This window comes from Nonomuraea guangzhouensis (genome assembly GCF_019396345.1).
GTDB classification, from domain to species: domain Bacteria; phylum Actinomycetota; class Actinomycetes; order Streptosporangiales; family Streptosporangiaceae; genus Nonomuraea; species Nonomuraea guangzhouensis.
Map to the genome: position 1 here is coordinate 239,728 of NZ_JAHKRM010000018.1, position 23,306 is coordinate 263,033.

The 23,306-nt window shown below is 70.2% G+C and carries 18 protein-coding genes; 1 reads left to right on the forward strand and 17 read right to left on the reverse strand.

Annotated elements, in window-relative coordinates; all coding sequences use genetic code 11:
* Positions 1-34 precede the first annotated feature (34 nt).
* From KME78_RS34580 to gltB, 5 genes are all read right to left on the reverse strand, one after another.
* Positions 35-247, reverse strand: a complete 213-nt coding sequence (locus tag KME78_RS34580) for a hypothetical protein (protein ID WP_219533621.1) — start codon at positions 245-247, stop codon at positions 35-37.
* Complete coding sequence (locus KME78_RS34585; RefSeq protein WP_219533622.1) at positions 229-1,305, reverse strand: MDR family MFS transporter; 1,077 nt, start codon at positions 1,303-1,305, stop codon at positions 229-231. The genes KME78_RS34580 and KME78_RS34585 overlap by 19 nt, the downstream gene beginning before the upstream one ends.
* A 174-nt stretch (positions 1,306-1,479) precedes the next feature.
* Entirely contained in the window at positions 1,480-2,061 is a 582-nt protein-coding gene (locus KME78_RS34590; protein ID WP_219533623.1) for a TetR/AcrR family transcriptional regulator, read from the reverse strand.
* Positions 2,062-2,345: 284 nt separating this feature from the next.
* Positions 2,346-3,815, reverse strand: coding sequence for a glutamate synthase subunit beta (locus KME78_RS34595; RefSeq protein ID WP_219533624.1), 1,470 nt, complete (start codon positions 3,813-3,815; stop codon positions 2,346-2,348).
* A 14-nt stretch (positions 3,816-3,829) separates the two neighbouring features.
* A complete protein-coding gene (gene gltB, locus KME78_RS34600; RefSeq protein WP_219533625.1) occupies positions 3,830-8,338 on the reverse strand; it encodes a glutamate synthase large subunit in 4,509 nt (1,502 codons plus the stop codon).
* A gap of 211 nt (positions 8,339-8,549) precedes the next feature.
* Here gltB and KME78_RS34605 point away from each other — a divergent pair, with 211 nt between their 5' ends.
* Positions 8,550-10,082, forward strand: coding sequence for a bis-aminopropyl spermidine synthase family protein (locus KME78_RS34605; RefSeq protein WP_246652570.1), 1,533 nt, complete (start codon positions 8,550-8,552; stop codon positions 10,080-10,082).
* 157 nt (positions 10,083-10,239) lie between these two features.
* Here the strand turns inward: KME78_RS34605 and KME78_RS34610 are convergent, their stop codons facing one another.
* From KME78_RS34610 to KME78_RS34665, 12 genes are all read right to left on the reverse strand, one after another.
* Positions 10,240-10,833 carry a hypothetical protein gene (locus KME78_RS34610; protein ID WP_219533626.1) on the reverse strand — a complete coding sequence of 198 codons (594 nt, stop codon included), beginning with the start codon at positions 10,831-10,833 and terminating at the stop codon, positions 10,240-10,242.
* Complete coding sequence (locus KME78_RS34615) at positions 10,833-11,651, reverse strand: hypothetical protein (protein WP_219533627.1); 819 nt, start codon at positions 11,649-11,651, stop codon at positions 10,833-10,835. The genes KME78_RS34610 and KME78_RS34615 overlap by 1 nt, the downstream gene beginning before the upstream one ends.
* Positions 11,648-12,352 (reverse strand): VIT1/CCC1 transporter family protein, encoded by a 705-nt coding sequence (locus KME78_RS34620; RefSeq protein WP_219533628.1) that lies wholly within the window; start codon positions 12,350-12,352, stop codon positions 11,648-11,650. The genes KME78_RS34615 and KME78_RS34620 overlap by 4 nt, the downstream gene beginning before the upstream one ends.
* Entirely contained in the window at positions 12,349-13,560 is a 1,212-nt protein-coding gene (lgt, locus tag KME78_RS34625) for a prolipoprotein diacylglyceryl transferase (RefSeq protein WP_219533629.1), read from the reverse strand. The genes KME78_RS34620 and lgt overlap by 4 nt, the downstream gene beginning before the upstream one ends.
* A 26-nt stretch (positions 13,561-13,586) precedes the next feature.
* A complete protein-coding gene (locus KME78_RS34630; RefSeq protein ID WP_219533630.1) occupies positions 13,587-14,336 on the reverse strand; it encodes a DsbA family protein in 750 nt (249 codons plus the stop codon).
* 23 nt (positions 14,337-14,359) lie between these two features.
* On the reverse strand, positions 14,360-14,947 hold the full coding sequence (locus KME78_RS34635) for a MauE/DoxX family redox-associated membrane protein (protein WP_308127243.1): 588 nt from the start codon (positions 14,945-14,947) through the stop codon (positions 14,360-14,362).
* Between the two features lie 131 nt (positions 14,948-15,078).
* Positions 15,079-18,939, reverse strand: coding sequence for an endo-alpha-N-acetylgalactosaminidase family protein (locus KME78_RS34640; protein ID WP_219533631.1), 3,861 nt, complete (start codon positions 18,937-18,939; stop codon positions 15,079-15,081).
* A gap of 138 nt (positions 18,940-19,077) precedes the next feature.
* A complete protein-coding gene (trpA, locus tag KME78_RS34645) occupies positions 19,078-19,878 on the reverse strand; it encodes a tryptophan synthase subunit alpha (RefSeq protein WP_219533632.1) in 801 nt (266 codons plus the stop codon).
* A 112-nt stretch (positions 19,879-19,990) separates the two neighbouring features.
* On the reverse strand, positions 19,991-21,196 hold the full coding sequence (trpB, locus tag KME78_RS34650) for a tryptophan synthase subunit beta (protein WP_219533670.1): 1,206 nt from the start codon (positions 21,194-21,196) through the stop codon (positions 19,991-19,993).
* Positions 21,197-21,234: 38 nt separating this feature from the next.
* Positions 21,235-22,074, reverse strand: a complete 840-nt coding sequence (gene trpC / locus KME78_RS34655) for an indole-3-glycerol phosphate synthase TrpC (RefSeq protein WP_219533633.1) — start codon at positions 22,072-22,074, stop codon at positions 21,235-21,237.
* 119 nt (positions 22,075-22,193) lie between these two features.
* Positions 22,194-22,625 carry a DUF2752 domain-containing protein gene (locus tag KME78_RS34660; RefSeq protein ID WP_219533634.1) on the reverse strand — a complete coding sequence of 144 codons (432 nt, stop codon included), beginning with the start codon at positions 22,623-22,625 and terminating at the stop codon, positions 22,194-22,196.
* Positions 22,625-23,218 (reverse strand): CD225/dispanin family protein, encoded by a 594-nt coding sequence (locus KME78_RS34665; protein ID WP_219533635.1) that lies wholly within the window; start codon positions 23,216-23,218, stop codon positions 22,625-22,627. Before KME78_RS34665 ends, KME78_RS34660 begins: the two co-directional genes overlap by 1 nt.
* Positions 23,219-23,306: the final 88 nt, after the last annotated feature.

Below are 23,306 nucleotides of genomic sequence, written 5' to 3' on the forward strand. Positions count from 1 at the left end.
TCGCAAAATTTCGGTCCTTGTGGGGCAAAATTGGTCAGCTCTGTGAACTGTGTTGAGTCAGGCGGACGTTCTTGAGCGCCACCAGCAGCCCCGCGCCGAGCAACAGGATCGGCACCAGCCAGGCGAACACCCCGGTGACGGCCCCCGAGAACGCGACCTGAGTGGCGTGCCGCGCCGCCTCCGGCAAGGCCTGGATGGCCTCGGGCGTGACCGACGCCTGCCCCACCCCTAACCGCCCAGTGAACACGGCGCCCAGCACCGAGACGCCCACCGCCCCGCCGATGCCACGCGCGAAGGTGACCGCCGAGGTGGCCGCTCCCCTGTCGGCCACGGGCGTGGTCGTCTGCACGGCCAGCAGCAGGTTCTGCAGCACCATGCCGAGCCCGGCGCCGAACAGCACCATGTACGCGCTGGAGGCGAACGTGCTCGTCCCGAGGTCCATGGTCGAGAACAACGCCGCCGCGACGGCCGCGAGCAGCGTGCCCGGAACAGCGGCAGGAACGTGGCCGCGCCCAGCATGGCCGTGGCCAGCAGCGTCACCGCCGCCGCCCCGAGCGTGAACGTCCGGTCACGGAACAGCCGCAACGGCAGCACCGGCTCCGCCGCGGTCCGCTCGACCAGCACGAACAGCGCGGTCAGCAGCACCGCCCCCGCGCCGAGCCCGATGATGAGCGGCGAGGACCAGGCGTAGGAGGTGCCGGCCCAGGAGGCGAGCAGCGTCAGGCAGGTGAGGACGCCGGAGATCAGCGCGGCCCCGAGCCAGTCCACGCGGTGCGGCGACGTGCGGCGCGGCAGCCGCAGCACGGCGAAGGCCACGGCCAGCGCGATGGCGCCGAGCGGGAGGTTGATGTAGAAGATCCACCGCCACGAGACGTGCTCGGTGAGATAGCCGCCGATGATCGGCCCGGCGATCGAGGCCACGCCGAAGACGGCGCCGAAGATGCCCTGGAACTTGGCCCGTTCGCGCGGTGTGGCGAGGTCGGCCGAGATCGCCATGGTCAGCACCATGAGCCCGCCCGCGCCGATGCCCTGGAAGGCCCGGAACAGAATGAGCTGCGTCATGGACCGCGCGATCCCGCACAAAGCGGAGCCGATGAGGAACAGCACGATGGCCGACAGGTAGAGGCGACGGCGGCCGTACATGTCGCTGAGCTTGCCGTAGAGGGGCGTGACGATGCCGCTGGTCAGGGCGAATGCCGTGACCAGCCAGGAGAGGTCGGCCAGGCCGTGGAGCTCGCCCACGATGGTGGGCATGGCGGTCGCCACGACCGTCTGGTCGATGGCGGCCAGGAACATTATCAGCATGAGCGAGCCCATGCTGATCCAAAGGTGCCGTTGTGGTGGGGACTCGGGGACGGTTGTCGATAGCATGGATCGACTCCTTGCTTCTTTCGCGAGGGCAGGAGGAATCGGCGGCGATCGGGGGTGCCACCCCGGTCGCCGCTCTCTGTGGGTTGTGTGTGGATCGTTGCGTGTGGCTCAGAGTCCGTGTTCGAGCAGCGTGAACGCCTCGTCGAGCAGCTCTTCGACCGGCTCGCCCGTGTCCAGTGACTCCTGGATGGCCGAGATCATCGCCCCGAACGATCCGATGACCAGCAGCCTGGCGTGCAGCCCGCTCTTGATGCCCGGCTGCCGCCTGACGATGTCGAGGGTCTGCTCCATGACCTTCGACTGGCCGATGGCCCTGGCCTTGGCGGACAGCTCCGGGTGACGGTTGTGCAGCTCTATGAACGGCTGCATCTCCTCCCACACTGGCCGCTTCCGGACGCCGAGCTCCTTCGACACCGCTTTCAGCGACTGGAAGACCGGCTCGTCGTCGGGCCGAGCCTGGAGCAACTCCATCAGCTCTTCGGACTGCCAGACGGGCTCCATGACGAGCGCTTCGTCCTTCGAGGCGAAGTAGTTGAAGAACGTGCGCGGCGAGATGTCAGCCGCCGCGCTGATGGCCTCCACGGTCGCGGCCTCGGGCCCGCCGTCGAGCGCCATCCGAACGGCGACCCTCCGGATGACCTGCCGCTTCTCCCGCCGCCGCCGCTCCCGCCGCTCCTGCGGACTCTCCATACCGTGCACTCTACGCAAGACTTGCACAGTCTGCAACGATTACACAGGATGCAATTCTTGCGGGGTATGCAAAAGAGCAGGCATGGCCAAGTGGGCGCACGTCACGGCGCCCAGCCCCGTAAACCGCAGGAGCGTGCCCCTGGACGGAGCCCGGCCACGTATGGCGGGTGGGGCCCACCGGGCTGGCCGTAAAGGAGAAAAGGCCGTAAAGGAGAAAAGAAAGCGCCCGCCCGGGCGAGCCGGACGGGCGCTTCCGAAAACGGACGCGTCAAAAAGCAGACGGATCAGACAAGCGGTCTCGCTGTCGGAAGGATCGGGTACGGCAGCGAGGTCTCGCCGGAGAGGAACCGGTCCACTCCGGAGGCGGCCGCGCGGCCCTCAGCGATCGCCCAGACGATCAGCGACTGCCCGCGGCCCATGTCGCCGGCCACGAACACCCCCTCGACCTTGGACATGTACGACTTGTCGCGAGCCACATTGCCCCGCGCGTCGTAGAAGCCGTCCACAGCGAGGTCTTCCAGCAGCGCGCCCTTCTCCGGGCCGAGGAAGCCCATCGAGAGGGTGACGAGCTCGGCCGGGATCTCCCGCTCGGTGCCCGGGATCGGCTTGAAGCCGTTCTGCGGCCCCTCGACCTCGACCAGCCGCAATGCGCGGATATTTCCGGACTCGTCGCCGACGAACTCGGTCGTCGAGACCGCGTACACCCGCGCGCCCCCGCCGTCCTCCAGCTCCTCGTGCGCGCTCTCCATCTTGAACAGGATGGGGAACGTCGGCCACGGCTGGTTGCCGGCCCGCACGGCCGGCGGCTGCGGCATGATCTCCAGCTGGGTGACCGATGCGGCCCCTTGCCGGATCGCGGTGCCGATGCAGTCGGCCCCGGTGTCGCCGCCGCCGATGACCACGACGTGCTTGCCCTTGGCCGAGATCGGGGACTCGTCGAGGTCGCCCTCCTGCACCTTGTTCGACAGGGGCAGGTACTCCATCGCCTGGTAGACGCCGCCCAGCTCGCGCCCGGTGATCGACAGGTCGCGCCACTGCGTGGCCCCGCCCGCCAGCACCACCGCGTCGAACTCCGCGCGCAGCTGAGCCGCCGTGATGTCGACGCCGACGTTCACCCCGGTGCGGAACTCGGTGCCCTCGGCCCGCATCTGGTCCAGGCGCCGCTCGATGTGGCGCTTCTCCATCTTGAACTCGGGGATGCCGTAACGCAGCAGGCCGCCGATGCGGTCCGCGCGCTCGAACACCACCACGTCGTGACCCGCCCTGGTCAGCTGCTGGGCCGCGGCCAGCCCGGCGGGACCCGAGCCGACGACCGCGACCTTCTTGCCCGTCTTGACCAGGGCCGGCTGCGGGGTCACCCAGCCCTCGTCGAACGCGCGGTCGATGATCTCGACCTCGACCCGCTTGATCGCCACCGGGTCGGAGTTGATGCCGAGCACGCACGCCGCCTCACACGGCGCCGGGCAGAGCCGGCCGGTGAACTCCGGGAAGTTGTTCGTGGCGTGCAGCCGCTCGATCGCCTCCCGCCAGTCGGTGCGGTAGACGAGGTCGTTCCACTCGGGGATGAGGTTCCCGAGCGGGCACCCGTTGTGGCAGAACGGGATGCCGCAGTCCATGCAGCGAGCCGCCTGCTTGGTCAGCTTGTCCTGGGAGAAGTCCTGGTAGACCTCCCGCCAGTCGCCGATGCGGACGTCGATGGGGCGGCGCGCGGGCAGCTCCCGGTCGTGCGTGAGAAAACCCTTGGGGTCAGCCATCGGTTACGCCTCCCTTAACCCTGAACCGCAGCGGCCATGACCGCCTCGTCGATGTCCCTGCCTTCGATGCGCGCGGCCTCGGCCGCCGCCATGACCCGCTTGTAGTCGGTCGGCATGATCTTGCCGAACCGGGCGAGCGCCGTCTGCCAGTCGGCGAGCAGCTCCTTGGCGATCGGCGAGCCCGTCTCGGCGAAGTGCTTCTCGACCGTCTCGCGCAGGAACTCGCCGTCCTCTTCGGTGAGCTCCTCGATGGCGACCATCTCGCGGTTGACCCGCGCCAGGTTGAGGTCGAGCAGATAGGCGATGCCGCCGGACATGCCCGCCGCGAAGTTGCGTCCCGTCGGGCCGAGGACGACCGCCTTGCCGCCGGTCATGTACTCGCAGCCGTGGTCGCCGACGCCTTCGACGACCGCGGTGGCGCCGGAGTTGCGGACGCAGAAGCGCTCGCCGACGACGCCGCGGATGAACGCCTCCCCGGACGTGGCGCCGTAGAGGGCGACATTTCCGGAGATGATGTGACCGTCGAGTGGGGCCTCCTCGTGCGGCCGCAGCGTGATGCGCCCGCCGGACAGGCCCTTGCCCAGGTAGTCGTTGGCGTCACCGGTCAGCCGCAGCGTGATGCCACGCGGCAGGAACGCCCCGAAGGAGTTGCCCGCCGAGCCGGTGAAGCCGATGTCGATCGTGTTCTCGGGCAGGCCCGCCCCGCCGTACCGCTTGGTGACCTGGTAGCCGAGCATGGTGCCGACGGTCCGGTTCACGTTGCGGATCGGCAGCTCCAGCGTGACCGGGGTGCCCTCGTTCAGGGCGCCTTCGGCGAGCTGGATCAGCGTGTTGTCGAGCGCGTGCTGCAGCCCGTGGTCCTGCTCCACCGTGCGGCGCAGCGGGGTGCCCGCCGGCAGCTCGGGCTGGTGCAGGATCGGCGACAGGTCGAGGCCGCCGGCCTTCCAGTGGTCCTCGGCGGCCGTCATGTCGAGCAGCTCGACATGCCCGATCGCCTCGTCGAGCGAGCGGAAGCCCAGCTCGGCGAGGTATTCGCGGATCTCCTCGGCGATGAACTCGAAGAAGTTCACCACGAACTCGGGCTTGCCGGTGAAGCGCCTGCGTAGCTCGGGGTTCTGCGTGGCGACGCCCACCGGGCAGGTGTCGAGGTGGCAGACCCGCATCATCACGCAGCCGGACACGACCAGCGGAGCGGTGGCGAAGCCGTACTCCTCGGCGCCGAGCAGCGCCGCGATGACCACGTCGCGCCCGGTCTTGAGCTGGCCGTCCACCTGCACCACGATGCGGTCGCGCAGCCCGTTGAGCAGCAGCGTCTGCTGCGTCTCGGCCAGGCCGAGCTCCCACGGCGCGCCCGCGTGCTTCAGCGACGTGAGCGGCGAGGCGCCGGTGCCGCCGTCGTGCCCGGAGATGAGCACCACGTCGGCGTGCGCCTTGGACACGCCCGCCGCGACCGTGCCGACCCCGACCTCGGCCACGAGCTTGACGTGCACGCGCGACTCGGGGTTGGAGTTCTTCAGGTCGTGGATGAGCTGGGCCAGGTCCTCGATCGAGTAGATGTCGTGGTGCGGCGGCGGCGAGATGAGGCCGACGCCGGGCGTGGAGTGCCGGGTCTTGGCGATCCACGGGTAGACCTTGTGACCGGGCAGCTGGCCGCCCTCACCGGGCTTGGCGCCCTGGGCCATCTTGATCTGCAGGTCCGCGGCGTTGACCAGGTATTCGCTCGTCACGCCGAACCGGCCCGACGCCACCTGCTTGATGGCGCTACGCCGCGTCGCGTCGTGCAGGCGCTCCGGGTCCTCGCCGCCCTCACCGGTGTTGGACTTGCCGCCCAGCCGGTTCATCGCGATGGCGAGCGTCTCGTGCGCCTCCATCGAGATCGAGCCGTACGACATGGCGCCGGTGGAGAACCGCTTGACGATCTCGGAGACCGGCTCGACCTCGTCGATCGGGACCGGGGTCCGCCCTTCCTTCAGCTTGAACAGCCCGCGCAGCGTCATCAGCCGCTCGGCCTGCGAGTCCACCAGGCCGGTGTACTCCTTGAAGATCTCGTAGCGGCGCGTGCGGGTGGCATGCTGCAGCTTGAAGACCGTCTCGGGGTTGAACAGGTGCGGCTCGCCCTCGCGCCGCCACTGGTACTCGCCGCCGATCTGGAGCCCGCGGTGCGCGTTCGCCACCCTGGGGTAGGCGTGCGAGTGCCGCCGGGCGGCCTCCTCGGCCAGCACGTCGAAGCCGACGCCGCCGAGCCGCGAGGTGGTGCCGGTGAAGCAGGCGTCAACGACCTCCTGGCTCAGGCCGAGCGCCTCGAAGATCTGCGCACCGGTGTAGGAGGCCACGGTGGAGACGCCCATCTTGGACATCACCTTGATGACGCCCTTGCCGTAGGCCTTGATGAGGTTCCGTACGGCCTTGTGCTTGTCGACCTTGAGCGCCCCGGTGTCGACCAGGTCCTCGACGGTCTCGATGGCCAGGTACGGGTTGACCGCGCCCGCGCCGTAGCCGATGAGCAGCGCCATGTGGTGGCACTCGCGCGCCTCACCGGTCTCGACGACGAGACCGATCTTGGTGCGGGTCTTCTCCTGGATCAGGTGGTGGTGGACCGCACCCGTGAGCAGGAGCGACGGGATCGGCGCCAGCGTGTCGGACGAGCCGCGGTCCGACAGCACGATGATGCGGGCGCCGCTGGCGATCGCCTCCGACGCCTCGGCGCGGATCTCCTCCAGGCGGTGCAGCAGCGCCGCGCCGCCGCCCGCGACCTCGTACAGGCCGGAGATCACGTGCGGGTGGAAGCCGGGCAGGTCATGCTCGTCGTTGATGTGGATGATCTTCGCGAGCTCGTCGTTGTCGATCACCGGGTACGGCAGGACGAGCTGACGGCACGACGTGGGCCCGGGGTCGAGCAGGTTGCCCTCAGGCCCGAGCACGCTGGCCAGCGAGGTCACCAGCTCCTCGCGGATGGCGTCCAGCGGCGGGTTCGTGACCTGCGCGAACAGCTGCGTGAAGTAGTCGAACAGCAGCCTGGGCTTCTCGCTGAGCACCGCGACGGGCGTGTCGGTGCCCATGGAGCCGATCGGCTCGGCACCGACCCTGGCCATCGGCGACAGGATGATGCGCAGCTCTTCCTCGGTGTAGCCGAAGGTCTGCTGCCGCTTGACGAGCGCCTCGTGCGTGGGGATCTCCCGCTGCCGCGCCGGCAGCTCCTCGAAGCGGACCAGGCCGGCGTGCAGCCAGTCCTCGTACGGCAGGGCGGCCGCGAGCTCGGCCTTGATCTCGTCGTCCTCGATGATCTTGCCGCGGGCGGTGTCGATGAGGAACATCCGGCCCGGCTGCAGGCGGCCCTTGCGTACGACGTCCTCGGGCTTGAAGTCGAGCACGCCCGCCTCGGAGGCCAGCACGACCAGACCGTCGGCGGTCACCCAGAAGCGGCCCGGGCGCAGGCCGTTGCGGTCGAGCACCGCTCCGGCCAGCGTGCCGTCGGTGAAGGTGATCGACGCGGGGCCGTCCCAGGCCTCCATCATCGAGGAGTGGAACTCGTAGAAGGCCCGCCGCGCGGGGTCCATCTCGGTGTGGTTCTCCCACGCCTCGGGGATCATCATCAGCACGGCGTGGGGCAGGCTCCGGCCGCCGATGTGCAGCAGCTCCAGGGCCTCGTCGAAGGATGCGGTGTCGCTGCCGTCTGGGTCGCAGATCGGGAAAAGTCGCGACATGTCGCCCGGGATCTGGGCGGATTCGAGCATCGCCTCGCGGGCCCGCATCCAGTTGCGGTTGCCCTTGACCGTGTTGATCTCGCCGTTGTGGGCGATGTAACGGTACGGGTGGGCCAGCGGCCAGCTGGGGAAGGTGTTGGTGGAGAAGCGCGAGTGCACCAGCGCGATCGCGGTCTCGTAGCGCTCGTCCGACAGGTCGGGGAAGAACGGCTCGACCTGGTCAGGGGTGAGCATGCCCTTGTACACGATCGTACGGGCGCTCAGCGAGGGGAAGTAGACGTCCACCTCGTGCTCGGCCCGCTTGCGCAGGCAGTAGGCCAGCCGGTCCAGCTCCAGTCCCGACTCACCGTTGGGGCTCGCCACGAACAGCTGCGTGAAGTGCGGCATGACGGCCCTGGCGCTCGGCCCGGGCAGCGCACGGTCGACCGGCACCTCGCGCCAGCCCAGGACGTTCAGGCCTTCCTCGGCGGCGATCTCCTCGATCATGCGGAAGGCGATGTCGCGCGCCTCGCCGTCGAACGGCAGGAAGGCCATACCGACCGCGTAGTGGCCGGGCTCGGGCAGCGCGAAAGTCACGTTCGTACGGAAGAAAGTGTCCGGGATCTGGGTCAAGATCCCGGCTCCGTCGCCTGTGTCAGGCTCGCTACCCTTGGCCCCCCGGTGATCTAGATTGCACAGCGCCGTCAGCGCCTTCACCACGATCCCGTGCCCGCGTCGGCCGGCGACGTCGGCCACCATGGCGACACCGCAGGCATCATGCTCGTTGGCGGGGTGGTAGAGGCCCTGGGGCTCGGGGAACCCGAGGTGGGCAGCAGGCATTGAATCCCTCCCGTCGTCATCGTCTGTCAAGAACTGCTCTACAGGCGGGGACGACGTTGGCCCTGCTGCGTGTGGGTAGAGGTTACAACACCCTGCCGGAATAGTTCCCGCCTGGTCCGCATTGCGAACATTGGCGACAATCCCGACATCCGGACTGCTATGTCCCAAACACCGGACCGGGGGCCCGGAATTCCCTCGATAGGGTTGGGCCATGGACCGTGACGGGGTGGAACGCCTGCTCGACGAGGCCGGAGTCGACGGCAGGCGGCTGCGGCACGCCCTGACCCTCCTGTGCGACGGGCAGTGGTGGACCCTGGCCGATCTGGTCAGGGAGACGGCCACGTCCCGGCGGACGATCGAGGCGCTGCTACGCGAGGTCTCGCCGGAGCGTTCCGGCGACAGATTCCGGGTGCCGCTCGCGCACACGCCCGACTTCCAGGACCTGCTGGCCATGGCCCCGCCGCCGGAGGATCCGGTGGCCCACCTGCTCCCCCACTACGCGCCGGTGCTGGAGCGGCTGCGCCGCCTCATCGACGAGGCGCCACGCGCCCGCCACGCGCTGGACCACGTGGCCGCCACCCCGGAGACCGTGCTGCGCAGGGCGTTGCTGCTCGGCGCCCGCTTCTGGCTGCGCGGCGCGAAGCTGCTGTGCGTGGGCGACCACGACCTCACCTCGCTGGCGGTCAAACTGGTCCACCCCGAGACCGACGTCACCGTGGTCGACGTGGACGAGCGCATCCTGGCCTACCTCGACGCCCAGGATCTGGGCGTACAGACCCGGTGGGCCGATCTGCGGCTGTCGCTGCCGCCGTCGGCCCGCGGCCACGACCTGGCCATCACCGACCCGCCGTACACGCCGGAGGGGATCGGGCTGTTCGTGGCGCGCGCGGTCGAGGGGCTGAAGGACGACGGGCGGGTCCTGCTGGCGTACGGGGCGAGCGAGCGCACCCCGATGCTCGCCCTGAAGGTCCAGGACTCCCTCTCCGCGCTCAACCTCGCGTATGAAGCTATTTACCCAGATTTCAATCGTTATTTTGGGGCGGAAGCCATCGGCTCCGCCGCCGACCTCTACATCCTGCGGCCCACCACCAAGACCCGCCCCGCCGTCACCGCCCGCCTCGACCGCCTGACCACCGCCATCTACACCCAGGGCCCCCAGTCGATCGAGTCCACCGGCTCCCCGGCGGCTGCCGGTGGGCCTGGCGAGGCCGACCTGCTGGTGGGCGACTGGCCGAAGGAGCTGCCGCAGCCGCGGGTGAAGCTGTCCACGTGGCTGGCCAAGCCCTACGCCGCCGCGGTGGAGCGGGTCGCGATCGCACTGCCCGCCGGCCTTGAGGCGGCGCTCCCCCGCGTCCTGCTGGCCACGCGCGCCGCCCGGGTGCGGGTGCTGCTGTCCGCCCCGTCTTCTCTCCCGGACGCGCTGAGGCCCGTCTACGAGCTGACGTCCGACGGCAGCGTGCTGGACGCGGTACGCCTCCCGCAGCCGATCGGCGACGAGGCCACGGTGCTGCGGCGGATCCTCGACAACGGGCACGGCAAGCTGGCCAACACCTGGCGCGAAGGGCTCATCGCGGTGGCCCGCTCCCAGGGCACCACACTCACGAAGAACGACGCCCGCTCCCTGATCCGGCAAGCGGCCCCCTGGGCCGAGGGCGTCACCCCCCTGGAGACCCCCCTGCACCGCCTCGCCGACCTCCCCACCACGGTCTCCGCCACGGTCACGGCCCTGTCCAAAGCCACCTGACCCCGGCCCGCTCCCGCAGACGTTCGTCCCGCAGATGTCAGGTCCGCGCACGCCAGACCCCTGGATGTCAGACCTGCGCGCGTCAGACCTCTGGACGTCAGACCCCCGACGTGCAAGCCTGCGCGCGTCAGACCCGTCCACGTCAGACCTGGGGGCGTCAGGTCGCCGCGACCACGCGTTTCTGGATGATGTGGCCGAGCCCGTCAAGGGCCAGGAGCTGCGACACCAGGTCCCCCGTCTCCCCCGGCCGCACCGGCCCCGCCCAGGCGACCGTGACGTAGTGGCCGAGCGCCCGGGCCTGCGCGCGGCTGTGCTCGGCGTTGAACGCCACCGCCTGCCGTACGAAGCCGTCCTGGGACAGCGCCTTCACCAGCGCGTTCGCCGCCCGCCCGTCGGTGAGGTTGAAGATGACGAACTGCCCCGCCCCCGAGCCGCCCGTGTACGTCCCCCGCAGCGCCTGCGTGCACCCCGCCGCCGAGGCGCCCCAGAGCGCCTCGTCGCAGTCGGCGAGCTGCTCCGCCGACTCGCGGCGCAAGGGGCCGAGCGTCTCCGTGGCGGGCGTGAACACCTCGCCCACGGTCAGCGGAGCCGCGTCACGCTGGCGGGAGTCGATGAGCGAGTAGAGCGCCGAGGTCGGCTCGCCGCGGAAGGTGGCCGGCCGGGGCTGGGGCCGTACGAACAGCAGCCAGCTCCCCACGGCGAGCACCGCCAGCACGGCGACGCCCAGCGGGATCGCGACGCGGGCCCGCATCACGACGCCGGCCCGGTGATCGAGACGACCCGGCGGTAGACGGCCTTCTCGGCCCCCCTGAGCGTCAGTGACAACGAGACGAAGTCGTCCTTCGTCGTCGGGTCGGCGCCGTCGGCCCGGCCGATCCAGACCAGCCCGACGTAGTGGCCCAGGGCGTAGCCGCCGCCCTCGGTGTAGCCGCCCGGTGGGAAGGCGGTCTTGCCGGTGCCGACCGGGCGCGACCAGCCACCCCGGTAGAGGGTCTTGAGCGCGTCGACCAGCTCACTGGCGGCCTTGCCGTCGCGCAGGTTGAGCAGGGTGTACTGGCCGATGTAGCGGCCGTCGGTGCTGGTGTAGACACCACGGGCCGCCTGGGTGCACTCGCCGTCGGCGACGAGTTCGAGGAGGTTCTCGCCCCAGACGGCGGCCGAGCAGTCGGCGTCGAGCTTGCTGCCGGCGAGCTTGAGCGTGAGCTTCTTCTCCCCGGCGAGGGTCTTCTGCCCGAACACCTCCTTCTCGGTGAGCGGCGCGCGGTCCTTGGCCCGGTCGGCGATCGGCTGGAACAGCTTGGGCGAGGCCCAGCTGTGGTAGACCTCCGGCAGCGCCGAGTCGCCCTGCAGGATGGCGGCGCCTTCCCGCTGCTCGGGCGTGTATTCGCCCAGCGAAGATATGACGACGACCAGCGCGAACGCCACGGCCAGCGCGCCCAGCACCGACGAGATGATCACGATGAGCTTCTGCTGCTTGGGCTGGAGTCCCAAGTGGCTGAGCAGGGGGAATTCCCAGTCGGAGGGTGGGGGGCGCCGGCGCTTGCGGGTCGCCGTTCTGGGGGCCGTCACAGGCCGCTACCCCCGATCAGGTTGCCGAGCCCGAACGTGAGCCCGGCCGCCACCACGCCGACGATGAGCTGCCGCAGCCCGGAATACAGCCACGAACGCGCCGTCACCCTGGAGACCAGCGCGCCCGCCCCGAACAGCGCCAGGCACGAGAGGATCGCCGACACCCACAGGCTCGTCACGCCGACCAGGTACGGCAGCAGCGGCAGGAACGCGCCCACGCCGAAGGACAGGAACGACGAGCCCGCCGCCACCTTGGGCGAGGGCAGGTCGTGCGGGTCGACGCCGAGCTCGCTCTGGGCGTGGACCTCCAGGGCCTCGGCGGGGTTCGCGGAGATCTGCCGGGCCACCTCGGCGGCGAGTTCCGGGGTCACGCCCCGGCTGACGAAGACCTGGGCGAGCTCTTCCTGCTCGGCCTCGGGGTGGCGTTCGAGCTCGCGGCGCTCGACGGCGATCTCGGCCAGGGCCAGCTCGCGCTGGCTGGCCACCGAGACGTACTCGCCGCCGGCCATCGAGAAGGCGCCGGCCGCCAGCCCCGCGATGCCCGCCAGGGCGATGACCTTGGTGTTGTCGGTGCCGCCCGCGACACCGGCGATGAGCGCGAAGTTGGACACCAGTCCGTCCATCGCCCCGAACACCGACGGCCGCAGCCAGCCGCCGGTGACGTCACGATGCTGGTGGTGCTGCTCCGCGCCCTCGCTCATCGCGAGTTCTTCTCCTGTTGGACGGCTGCTTCGGGGGTCTCCTTCTGCGCCGCGACCGCGCCGTCGTCGCCCGCGGGCTCGTCTGGGGACTCCGCGCGTACGACCTCAGACTCCGAAGCGTCCGCGGAATCCTCCGGTACGGACGCGGACTCCTCCTGCACGGACGCGGACTCCTCCGCTACGGACGCGGACTCCGACGGCACGACCTCAGGGTCCGCGGAATCCGCCTTGACAACCTCAGGGTCAGGGGCGTCGTCCGGAGCCGCATCCGCGTCCCCAGCCACCGAAGCGGCGGCGACACCGTCATCCGAGTCGGCCTGGTCGGCCCCGTGAGCCGGATCCGGCGAGGCCGCATCGCCTCCGGCCGCGCGTTCGGCGGCCGGGAGGATGAACTCCTCGCTGTCCTTGTTCCGGGTCGCCCAGAAGTAGATCAGTGCCCCGATGAACACCACGATCGAGGTCCACTGGTTCAGCCGCAGGCTCACGAACGTCACCGCGTGGTCCACGCCGCCGACCGGGTCGATCCGCAGGCCCTCGATCCAGAACCGCCCCAGCGTGTAGCCGGCCACATAGAGGGCGAACAACCGCCCATGGCGCAGCGCGAACTGCTTGCCCGCCCAGAGCAGGGCGAAGCCCAGCAGAAGATCCCAGATCGACTCGTACAGGAACGTCGGGTGGTAGAGCACCCCCGGCTCGCCCCCGTGCATCTGGTCGATCTCCAGCCCCCACGGCAGCGTGGTCGGCCCGCCGTACAGCTCCTGGTTGAACCAGTTGCCCCAGCGCCCGATCGCCTGCGCGAAGGCGATGCCGGGCGCCACCGTGTCGGCCACCGCGCTGAGGGACAGGCCCCGCTTGCGGCAGGCGAGCCAGACGCCGACGCCGCCGAGCGCGATCGCGCCCCAGATGCCCAGCCCGCCTTCCCAGATGAACAGGGCCTTGTACGCCGGCTTGATCGCGCGGTCGCCGAAGTAGGTCTGCCAGTCGGTGATGACGTGGTAGAGGCGTCCGCCGATGAGTCCGAAGATCACCGCCGGCACCGAGATGTCGATGATCGTGCCCTTCTGGCCACCACGGGCGCGCCAACGGCGCTCGCTCAGCCAGACGGCGAAGATGACACCGAGCACGATGCACAGGGCGTAGGCCCGGATCGGCACGAATCCGAGATACCAGACCCCTTGGGAAGGGCTGGGAATCGAGGCAAGGGGCATGTCAGGTGAGGGTAGCGGAAGCGGGACTACTTGGCCGCCTTCGTGACCGCATCGCGAAGATCCTTTGGCGTGAAGACGACGTTGTTGTCCATGGCCGTGCCGTTCAGCTTGACGGTCGGCGTGCCCTGCAGCTTCTGCTCCTTGCTGACCTTGACGCTGTAGTCGAGCTGGGCCTGGGCGTTCTTCTGGCCGGTGATGCAGGTGTCGATGCCCGCCGCCGTGGCGCCGGCCGTCGTGGCCCAGGTCACCATCTGGTCGGTCTTGAAGCCCTGGACCGTCTCGCTGGGCTGGTTCTTGTAGAGCAGGTCGTGGAAGGCGAGCCACTGCTTGCCGTCGGTCAGGCAGCGGGCCGCGGCGCCGGCGCGCACGGAGTTGCCCTTCGTCGGCTCGGTGCTGAAGATGGTGATGGGGTGGTAGACGACCTTGGCCAGGCCCTCGGCCGCGAGGTTCCGGAACGTGCTGCCGCTCACCTCCTCCATCTGCTTGCAGGCCGGGCACTGGAAGTCCTCGAAGATGTCGATCACCGGCTTGGTGACCCCGCTCTTGGCCATGACGACCGAGCCGTCGGACTGCACGGTGGTCGGCGCCGTGTCACCGGCCAGCTCCGCCTGCGACTTGCTGGCGGCGTACCAGGCGCCGAGACCGACCGCCGCCACCGCGACCACGCCCACGGTCATGTAGGTGACGACGCGCTTGCGCTGCTCCCGCGCGCGGTCGGCGGCCTGCTGAGCTCTGATCTTCTCCCGCGCGGACTTCGCACGCTCCCCCTTGCTCATCACGCGCTCCCCCTTACTCATCATCAGCCCATTTCCCCTTGTCCGTGAACGCCTTGTCCGTGAACGCCCTGCTCGTGAACGCCTTGTTCGTGAACGTCTTGTCGGTAGACACGCTCGCCACCCGCCAGCCCGAGAGCCGAGTCGAGCGCGAAGTGCCCCGGCGCGAAGCGCACGGTCCAAGCGCCCAGCACCACGAGACCGAAGTCGCGCAAGATGTCGAGCAGGTAGGCCGGCTGCTGTCCCGCCCCCAGCTGGCCGCCGCCGCCGAAGCAGCCGCAGTCGATCCGCAGGCCGTGCGCCCACGCCCAGGCGATGCCGAAGACGAAGGCGAACATGAGCAGCGCGCCGACCACCCCGGCCACCCTGGTCATCAGGCCGACGACCAGCAGCACCCCGACCACGATCTCCAGGATCGGCAGGCCGTAGCCCACGGTCGTGGCGAGCGAGTCGGGCAGCAGTTGGTAGGCCTTGACCGCCACGACGGAGTCGGACGGATTGCCGATCTTCAGCCAACCGGCCGCGATCAGCACCCCGCCCAAGACCAGCCGGGCGACGGTCGTCACCCAGGGTACCGCCGAGCGGACGTTACGTGACGGTTGCGACGCGACCACGGCTAGGGCTCCTCTTTCTCTGCGCTGGAAAGCGCACAGTACCGGGAACTCATCTGACCACGCCCGGCATAAGACTCGGTTAAGACAGTTTTCGCGTACTCCAGCCGTACACGATGCTCACTGAACCGACGTTACCCGCAGGTCAGCCTGGCGGCTCCCCAGTCCGCATGGTCATTGCTGTTGCCGTCACCGCCGTCGCCCGCCACGAGGTCCACGTAGCGGGCGCCGGTGAGGTCGGCGGTCAGTTCGTAGGCCGGGTCGGCGGCGCGCAGCACCGGGCTGTGTGCCTTGACCACCCCGTCGGCGACCACGCTGTACTCCACCGAGCCCCTGGTGGCCTGGACGTCGTCCACGCCGACGGAGGCTGTGAAGGCTTTACACCGGCCGCCGAGGTAATAACGGACGTCGGCGGGCGCGTGCGTGCCCAGCCCCTTGGCGAACGTCTGCCCGCCGATCACGATCGGCGTGCCGTCGCCCGCGCCGAGGTCGCCGTTGGAGCGGTCGCGTTCGACCGGCCCCCAGCCGTTGGCGGCACTGACCCACTCCAGGTCGCTCGCCCAGGCGTCCGCCGTGGGCGGCGGCGGCAGCGTCCGCACCGTCGCCACCGCGCCGAGCGACTTGGCGGCCCCCGCCGCGGTGTAGACGGCACTGGCCTTCAGCTCGTAGGTGTCGTAGGACGCGTTCGCGGGCGGTGTCACCTTCCAGGTGGTCACCAGCTTGCCGCCGGGCTCCACGGTGCCGGTCCCGTCCCCGGCGACGTCCCATCCCCCGGGTACGGCCAGCGTCACCTTGACGTCCTGGGCCGCCACGTCCTCCAGGTTGACGAACGTGGTGGTGACGTCAGAGGCCACCCCCTGCTCGAACGCGGGCGAGGCGGGCACCACGTCCAGCGACCCGCACGCCTGAGCCTCGGGATCGGCACCGAGATCCTTGACGGCGAAGTCGTCGAGGACGAAGTCGGCCCCGGCCTGCTCGGGCAGCAGCGAGCGGAGCCCCACCCAGACCTCGCCGCAGCCCGCGACCACCCGCTCGGCGAACCGGCCCGTGGTACGCCGCTCGGGCACGGGTGTCCGCCGGGTCTCCACACTGGCGCCGCCCTTGTCGTACCCGGTCACCCAGGCGTAGGCGCCGGCCAGGGCGCTCTGGTAGCCGAACGACACCTCATAGGCGTGTCCCGGCTCGAAGCGGACGCTCTGCGGCACGGTCCGGTAGACCAGCCCCTTCCGCTCCTCGTGCGCCTTGAGCGACCAGTCGCCGCTGATCACGTCGTCGACGGTCTTGCCGTTCCAGCCCGCCCGCGTGTACGGATCATGCCGCTCCGACAGGTGCGTACGAGCGTCGAACGCGCCCCCGGCGTCACCCTTGACGAACGGCCCCCACCCCGGCTCAGCCGACTCGAACGTCTCGGTCTCACCCGCCGGATCGCTCCTGATGAGCCGTACGTCGTCCACCCGGACCTTCGCCGCACCCGCGGCGGCGGTGATCCGCAGCGTCACCGGGTCGCGCGGCGCGGTGAAGGTGACCTTGACGCGCTGGAAGTAGGTGTCGTGCTTCTCGTCCGAGGCGATGTAGTTCTTCGCCGTCGAGCGCTGGATCGTCACCTTCTGGCCACCGGCCTCCAGGGTGGTCTGCCTGGCTTGCCCGGGTTCGACCTCGACAAAGGCCGAGGCGGTGTAGGTGCGGCCCGGCTGGAGGCCGGTCAGCCGCTGCTCCAGCCGGGCCTGCGGGCCGGAGCCGAGCAGGGCCATGCGCTGGCCGCGCTCGTTCTGCTGGATGCTCACCGGGCCGGTGACCTGCCAGTCGCGCAGGCCGTCGCCGTTGAAGCCGGGATCGCGGACGCCGCTCCCCTCGCCCCACCGGGGCGCGGCCTGGGCGGGCGCCCTGCCGGGGTAGAGCACGTACGGCACGCCCGCCTCGGCCCGCAGAGTGATCTTGCCGTCGGCCGGCGTGGCCACGCCCACCCGGACCCGGCCCTGGTCGGTGAGCTTGTAGACGGTCAGCGGCCGGGTGGCGTCCCAGGTGGTGGTGCCGCCGGCCGGGTTGTAGTGGTAGTACTTGCCCTCCCACGGCAGCAGGTACGTGCCGCCGTCGAGCACCTTGTGACCGCCCGCGAACAACTGGCGCCTGCCGTCCGCCAGCGTGCCGCGCACGCCGCCGGTGAAGACGATCTCGTCGGTGTTCCAGTCGGTGATCTGGTAGTGCTGCAGGAACTTGGCCGGCAGGTTGTACTCCCAGATGTTGCGGTAGAAGGCGGTGAAGTCGTTCTCCGCGGTCCAGCCCTCGAACTCCACGATCCGGGCGTTGCCGAGGATGGGGTGGGTGTTCCAGACGTCCTTCTCACCGTTGCGGATGAACCGGATGATCTGCGAGTTCAGCCCCTTGTTGGTGGCTCCGCCGTAGTTGAGGTCGTTGGCCCAGTGTGACCAGAGGGACGAGCGCTCCAGCTTGTCGGCCCATTCGGTGGCCACCTGCCAGCCCTGCCCGCGTAGCTCGGTGAGCAGGCGGTCGGCGACCCAGCCGTGCGGGCGGTACACGTCCACGTACAGGACGGCCAGGTTCCGGTCGGTCTCGGCGCGCAGCTGCCGGAACCGCTTGGCGAGGGTGCCCCTGGTCAGGTCGCCGCGCTGGTCGATCAGGTACGACTGGTCGAGCCAGTTCCAGCCCTTGGTGTCCTTGTTGACGAGCTGCTCGCTGAAGTTCTTGGCCTCGGGGTAGGACTCGGTGGCGTTGACGTGCACGCCGAAGGTGGCGTTCCACTCCTTTCCGGTCTTGAGCAGGGCGTTGAGGTCGGCCAGGCCGCCTGCGCGCTTGTTGTAGTTGCCGCCGTAGTCGGGGTGGGCCGAGTCGTGGCCCTCCGACTGGTAGCCCTTGAGCAGGGCGAGCTGGCCCAGGCCGTCGGTGGCCAGCGAGATCCGCTTGACGTCGTCGAGCGTGCGCAGGAACGGGTGGGTGGCCTGGCTGGAGAAGTTGAACGGGATGTGCGCGATCACCCGGTCCTTGGTCTGGTCCGCGCCGGGCGCCTTGACGCCGATGCTCCTGAACGCGACCGCCCCGTCCTGCCAGTCGAGGGCGCCGTCGCCGTTGGCGTCGGGGGTGACCACGACCTTGGCCCACGGCAGCTCTTCGGTGAAGGGCGCGCCGGTGCCCCGGTAGGTCCACTGGCCGCTCCACACGCCCACCCTGACCCGGCCGCCGTCCTCCTGCCTGGCCTGGTGCCAGAAGCGGGCCGCGTCCTTGTCGGTGCTGCCTGAGGGGCCGTCGTAGGTGGAGTTCGACTCGACGGCGGCGGCCAGGGAGCCGGTGTTGACGATGGCGTACGAGGCGCCGACCGGGGCGGCGTCGGGCGCGGTCCGCGGGGTGACGGCGGCGAAGACGTCGGCCGTACGGGTGGAGTTGGGGTCGAGCCTGGTGAACGCGGTCGCGGCACCCGGCTGGTCGCTCGACACCGACACCAGGTCGTGGCCCGGCAGGTCGATCGTGTTGACCCGGAACGCCGCGGTGTCGGTGACCGCGTCGATCGCGAAGGTGGTCACCCGGCCCTTGACCCGGATGCTGGCGTCCAGCGTGACGCCCGCCTCGACGGTCAGCCGGTAGCGGGCCGAGGCGCCGTCCGTGCCGCGCAGGGCGACCGTGGCCTGGTACGGCGTGCCGTTCAGCACCACGGCGGGCACCGCGGTGCTGCCGTCGAGCACGGCGCCGCTCGCCTTGTCGGTGTAGCGCAGGATCCTTGGGAAGGCCGGGTCGAGCGCGACGGCCAGTTGCCCGGAGGAGATCGTGAGCGGCTCGGCCACGGTGGTGGGCTCGGGGGCCAGGTTCTGCTGCGTGGGCGGCGGGGGCGTGGGGCCGGTGGGCGACTGATCCGGCGAGGACAGCTCGTAGGTCGGCGTGGGCTCGGGCGCCGGCGAGGGGGTGGGGGCGGCCTGCGCGGGGGCGGTCAGGGTGATCGCCGATAAGGCGAGGGCGGCCGCGAAGGCAACAGGACGTCGACGCATATATGTCCTTTCAAAGGTATGCGTCGCACTAGGTGTGGCCCCGATACCCACACCCGCCGCCGCGACACGTGACCATGGACCGACGCCAGAAATACTGACACTTGTCCGGTTACGAGTCGCGGGATTTGACGGAAACAGTTAGGCGCGGGCGCGGACGCCTTCGGCCATCTCGCGGGCCAGCACGGCGATCGACTCGCGGCCCGCGGCCTCGTCGGGCGCGTCGAGCATCCGGCGGATGAACGCCGACCCCACGATGACGCCGTCGGCGTAGCCGGCCACCTCGGCCGCCTGCTTGCCGGTGCCGACGCCCAGGCCCACGCACACCGGCAGCGCGGTGTGCGCGCGGGTGCGCTTGACCAGGTCCTCGGCCGCCACGTTGACGGTCTCCCTGGCGCCCGTGACGCCCATCAGCGAGGCCGCGTAGACGAACCCGGTGCAGCAGTCGACGACGGCCTTGATGCGCGCCTCGGTGGAGCTGGGCGCCACGAGGAACACCGTGTCGATGCCCGCCGCGGCCGAGGCCGCCCGCCACGGCTCCGACTCCTCCGGCGTCAGGTCGGGCGTGATCGTGCCGACGCCGCCCGCGTTGGCCAGGTCACGCGCGAACCGCTCGGCGCCGTAGCGGTCGATCGGGTTCCAGTAGGTCATGACCAGTGTGGCCGCGCCGGTGGCGGCGACCCCCTCGACCGTCCGCATGACGTCGGCGATCCGGGTGCCGTTGAGCAGCGACCGGTGCACGGCGTCCTGGATGGTCGGCCCGTCCATGAGCGGGTCGGAGTAGGGCAGGCCGATCTCGATCACGTCGCAGCCGGCCTCGACCAGGGCGGCGGCCGCGGCGACGGCGCCCTCCTTGGACGGGAAGCCCGCGGGCAGGTAGCCGACGAGCGCGGCCCGGTTCGCCGCCTTCGCCGTGGCGAAAACCGTCTGAAGAGTAGTCATGATCGTCCGTTCTCAGTGGTCGAGGGCCGCATCGCCGCCGTCCTTGCCATGGTGCCATCGGCCGCTGTGCTCGGGCATCTTCCAGAGCCGGTGCGGCGCGAACCCCGGGCCGTCAGAGGTTGAAGTACTTCATCGCGGTGCCCATGTCCTTGTCGCCGCGCCCCGACAGGTTGACCAGGATGGTCGCCTCGGGCCCCAGCTCACGGCCGAGCTCCAGCGCGCCCGCCAGGGCGTGGGACGACTCGATGGCCGGAATGATGCCCTCGGTCCTGGCCAGCAGCGAGAACGCCGCCATCGCGTCGTCGTCGGTGACCCCGTGGTAGGCCGCCCGCCCGCTGTCCTTGAGCCAGGCGTGCTCGGGCCCGACGCCCGGGTAGTCGAGGCCGGCCGAGATCGAGTGCGACTCGATCGTCTGGCCCTCCTCGTCCTGCAGGACGTAGGTGCGCGAGCCGTGCAGCACGCCGACCGAGCCGGCGGTGAGCGTGAGCGCGTGCTCGCCGCTCGCCAGGCCGTGGCCGGCCGCCTCGTAGCCGTGCAGCTGGACGCCCTCGTCGCCGATGAAGGCGTGGAAGATTCCGATCGCGTTGCTGCCGCCGCCGACGCAGGCGCAGACCGCGTCGGGCAGCTTGCCGGTCAGCTCCAGCATCTGGCGGCGGGCCTCGACGCCGATGATGCGCGCGAAGTCGCGCACGATCTCGGGGAACGGGTGCGGGCCCGCGACGGTGCCGAACAGGTAGTGGGTGGTGTCGACGTTGGTGACCCAGTCGCGGAACGCCTCGTTGATGGCGTCCTTGAGCGTCTGGGAGCCGTTGGTCACCGGCACCACGGTGGCGCCGAGCAGCTTCATCCTGGCCACGTTGAGCGCCTGGCGCTCGCAGTCGACCTCGCCCATGTAGATGACGCACTCCAGGCCGAGCAGGGCCGCCGCCGTGGCCGTGGCCACGCCGTGCTGGCCCGCGCCGGTCTCGGCGATCACGCGCTTCTTGCCGAGCCGCTTGGTCAGCAGCGCCTGGCCGAGCACGTTGTTGATCTTGTGCGCGCCGGTGTGCGTGAGGTCCTCGCGCTTGAGGATGATCCGGGCGCCGCCGGCGTGCTCGGCGAAGCGCGGCACCTCGGTCAGCGTGGTCGGCCGGCCCGCGTACGTACGCAGCAGGTGATCGAACTCGCGCAGGAACTCGGCGTCGTTCTTGGCCTTCTCGTAGACCGCGGCGACCTCGTCGAGGGCCGGGATGAGCGCCTCGGGAACGTAGCGCCCGCCGAAGATGCCGAACTTGCCGTGCACGTCGGGGTCGTTGCCGTAGGCGCCGTTGCCCGCCAGGTCGGCGGCGGTGAGGATGGTGCCGTCGTTTGCCACTGCTATCCCTCTGCTCCGTGGTCGGGGCGCGTCGCGGGGTGAGCGCCGGCGGTCACCAGCGCCTCCACGGCCTTGCGTGGATCCTTGCCGGTGACCAGGCTCTCGCCCACCAGGACGGCGTCGGCGCCGACCCGCGCGTAGGCGAGCAGGTCATGCGGACCTCGAACGCCCGACTCCGCGATCTTGATCACATTATCGGGGACCTTCGGCGCCAGCTTCGCGAACACGTCGCGGTCGACCTCAAGTGTTTTCAAATTGCGGGCGTTGATCCCGATGATCCGGGCGCCCGCCGCGACCGCCCGCTCCAGCTCCTCCTCGGTGTGCACCTCGACCAGCGGGGTGAGCCCGATGGACTCGGCCCGCTCGATCAGCGACACCAGGGCCTCCTGCTCCAGGCAGACCACCATCAGCAGCGCCAGGTCGGCGCCGTGGGCCCTGGCCTCCCAGAGCTGGTAGGAGGTGAGGATGAAGTCCTTGCGCAGGATCGGGATGTCGACACGGGCACGGACCGCGGCCAGGTCCTCGAGGCTGCCGCCGAACTTGCGCCGCTCGGTCAGCACACTGATGACGTGGGCGCCGCCCGCCTCGTAGTCGGCGGCCAGCGCGGCCGGGTCGGCGATCGCGGCCAGCGCGCCCTTGGACGGGCTGGAGCGCTTCACCTCGGCGATCACCGAGATCCGGTCGCCGCCCAGCGCCGCGATCGCGTCTTTGGGCGCGGCAGCCCGGTCGGCCCGCTGCTTGAGCTCGTCAAGCGACACGGCCTGCTGGCGGGTGGCGAGGTCGGCACGCACCCCGTCGAGGATGTCGTCGAGGACGCTCGGCCCTTCGGTCCGCTCACTCACGCGCTTGGGGTCCCTCCGGTCGGCAGTTGGGGGCGGCAGAGAGTTCGCATCGCGTCCGCTCCCGGCCTGTCCTGCGATGGTATCGGCCCCGCACCGGTCACCTCACCACAGACCCCCGACTACGGCGCGAGGAACGCCCCGAATGGCAGGTTACGGACCACCCAGTACACCAGCACTATGCCGAGAAACGCCCAAAGCCAGGCGGGATGAGCAAGTGTCGTCCGCCGGGGCCTTCCCTGCCAGGCGCGGACCAGCCAGCGCCCCCACCAGAACAGCAGGAAGGGGATCATCACCATGGCGAGCGGGTTGAGGCCGAGCGCGGCCACCGGGTCGAGGTGGGCCAGCGCGTGGATGGTGCGCAACGTTCCGCAGCCCGGGCAGTACAGGCCGGTGGCCCACAGGAACGGGCAGGTCGGATAGTGGCCCGGCTGGTTGGGGTCGATCGTGCCGACCACCGCGAACACCGCCCCCGCCGCGGCGGCGACGCCGAGCGGCGCGAGCACGGACCTGAGCCGGTCTGTGCCGCGCCGCTCGATGTTCGCGGTGCCCATCAGTAGCTGGAGGACGGTGCGTTCGCGGCGACGATCACGAACAGCAGGATGTAGCCGATGACGATGAGGATGTTGATGATCGCGCCGAAGATCAGCGCGCGCTTCCACCATGTCTTGGCTTCTTCCGAGGACTGGACGGCGCCCTGGTAGTCACCGGCCTGCCACTTCGAGTTGACCTGTGACGACTTGACAATCGACACGATACCGAAGGGGAGGCAGCAGAACAGCGTCGTGAGGATGGCCGCGACCAGGTGGTTGTCCGGCGGGGTCTGCGGCGCGCCGTAGCCGCCGGGCTGACCGTAGCCGCCACCGGGGGGCGGGCCGTAGCCGGGAGGCTGCTGACCATAGCCGCCACCGCTCGGAGGCTGCTGGCCGTAGCCGCCGCCACTGGGCGGCTGCTGACCGTAACCGCCACCGCCACTCGGGGGCTGCTGACCGTAACCACCACCACCGCTGGGCGGCTGCTGGCCATAGCCACCACCGGCGGGCGGCTGCTGACCGTAACCGCCACCGCCGCTCGGCGGCTGCTGACCGTAACCGCCGCCGGGCGGCTGGGCGCCGTAACCGCCGTCGCCCTGGTTTCCGTAGCTCATGCTAATTGCTCCTCATGTGGTCATTCTGTGGCGAGTTGCGCGCGGCAGCCTAGCGACAAACCGCTAACGACGTGGAATAACGTCCACG

Coding starts and splice junctions, on each gene's coding strand:
- KME78_RS34585 (WP_219533622.1), bottom strand. CDS start 1,305: ATGCTGATAATGTTCCTGGCCGCCATCGACCAGACGGTCGTGGCGACC.
- KME78_RS34590 (WP_219533623.1), bottom strand. CDS start 2,061: ATGGAGAGTCCGCAGGAGCGGCGGGAGCGGCGGCGGCGGGAGAAGCGG.
- KME78_RS34595 (WP_219533624.1), bottom strand. CDS start 3,815: ATGGCTGACCCCAAGGGTTTTCTCACGCACGACCGGGAGCTGCCCGCG.
- gltB (WP_219533625.1), bottom strand. CDS start 8,338: ATGCCTGCTGCCCACCTCGGGTTCCCCGAGCCCCAGGGCCTCTACCAC.
- KME78_RS34605 (WP_246652570.1), top strand. CDS start 8,550: ATGGACCGTGACGGGGTGGAACGCCTGCTCGACGAGGCCGGAGTCGAC.
- KME78_RS34610 (WP_219533626.1), bottom strand. CDS start 10,833: ATGCGGGCCCGCGTCGCGATCCCGCTGGGCGTCGCCGTGCTGGCGGTG.
- KME78_RS34620 (WP_219533628.1), bottom strand. CDS start 12,352: ATGAGCGAGGGCGCGGAGCAGCACCACCAGCATCGTGACGTCACCGGC.
- lgt (WP_219533629.1), bottom strand. CDS start 13,560: ATGCCCCTTGCCTCGATTCCCAGCCCTTCCCAAGGGGTCTGGTATCTC.
- KME78_RS34630 (WP_219533630.1), bottom strand. CDS start 14,336: ATGAGCAAGGGGGAGCGTGCGAAGTCCGCGCGGGAGAAGATCAGAGCT.
- KME78_RS34640 (WP_219533631.1), bottom strand. CDS start 18,939: ATGCGTCGACGTCCTGTTGCCTTCGCGGCCGCCCTCGCCTTATCGGCG.
- trpA (WP_219533632.1), bottom strand. CDS start 19,878: ATGACTACTCTTCAGACGGTTTTCGCCACGGCGAAGGCGGCGAACCGG.
- KME78_RS34660 (WP_219533634.1), bottom strand. CDS start 22,625: ATGGGCACCGCGAACATCGAGCGGCGCGGCACAGACCGGCTCAGGTCC.
- KME78_RS34665 (WP_219533635.1), bottom strand. CDS start 23,218: ATGAGCTACGGAAACCAGGGCGACGGCGGTTACGGCGCCCAGCCGCCC.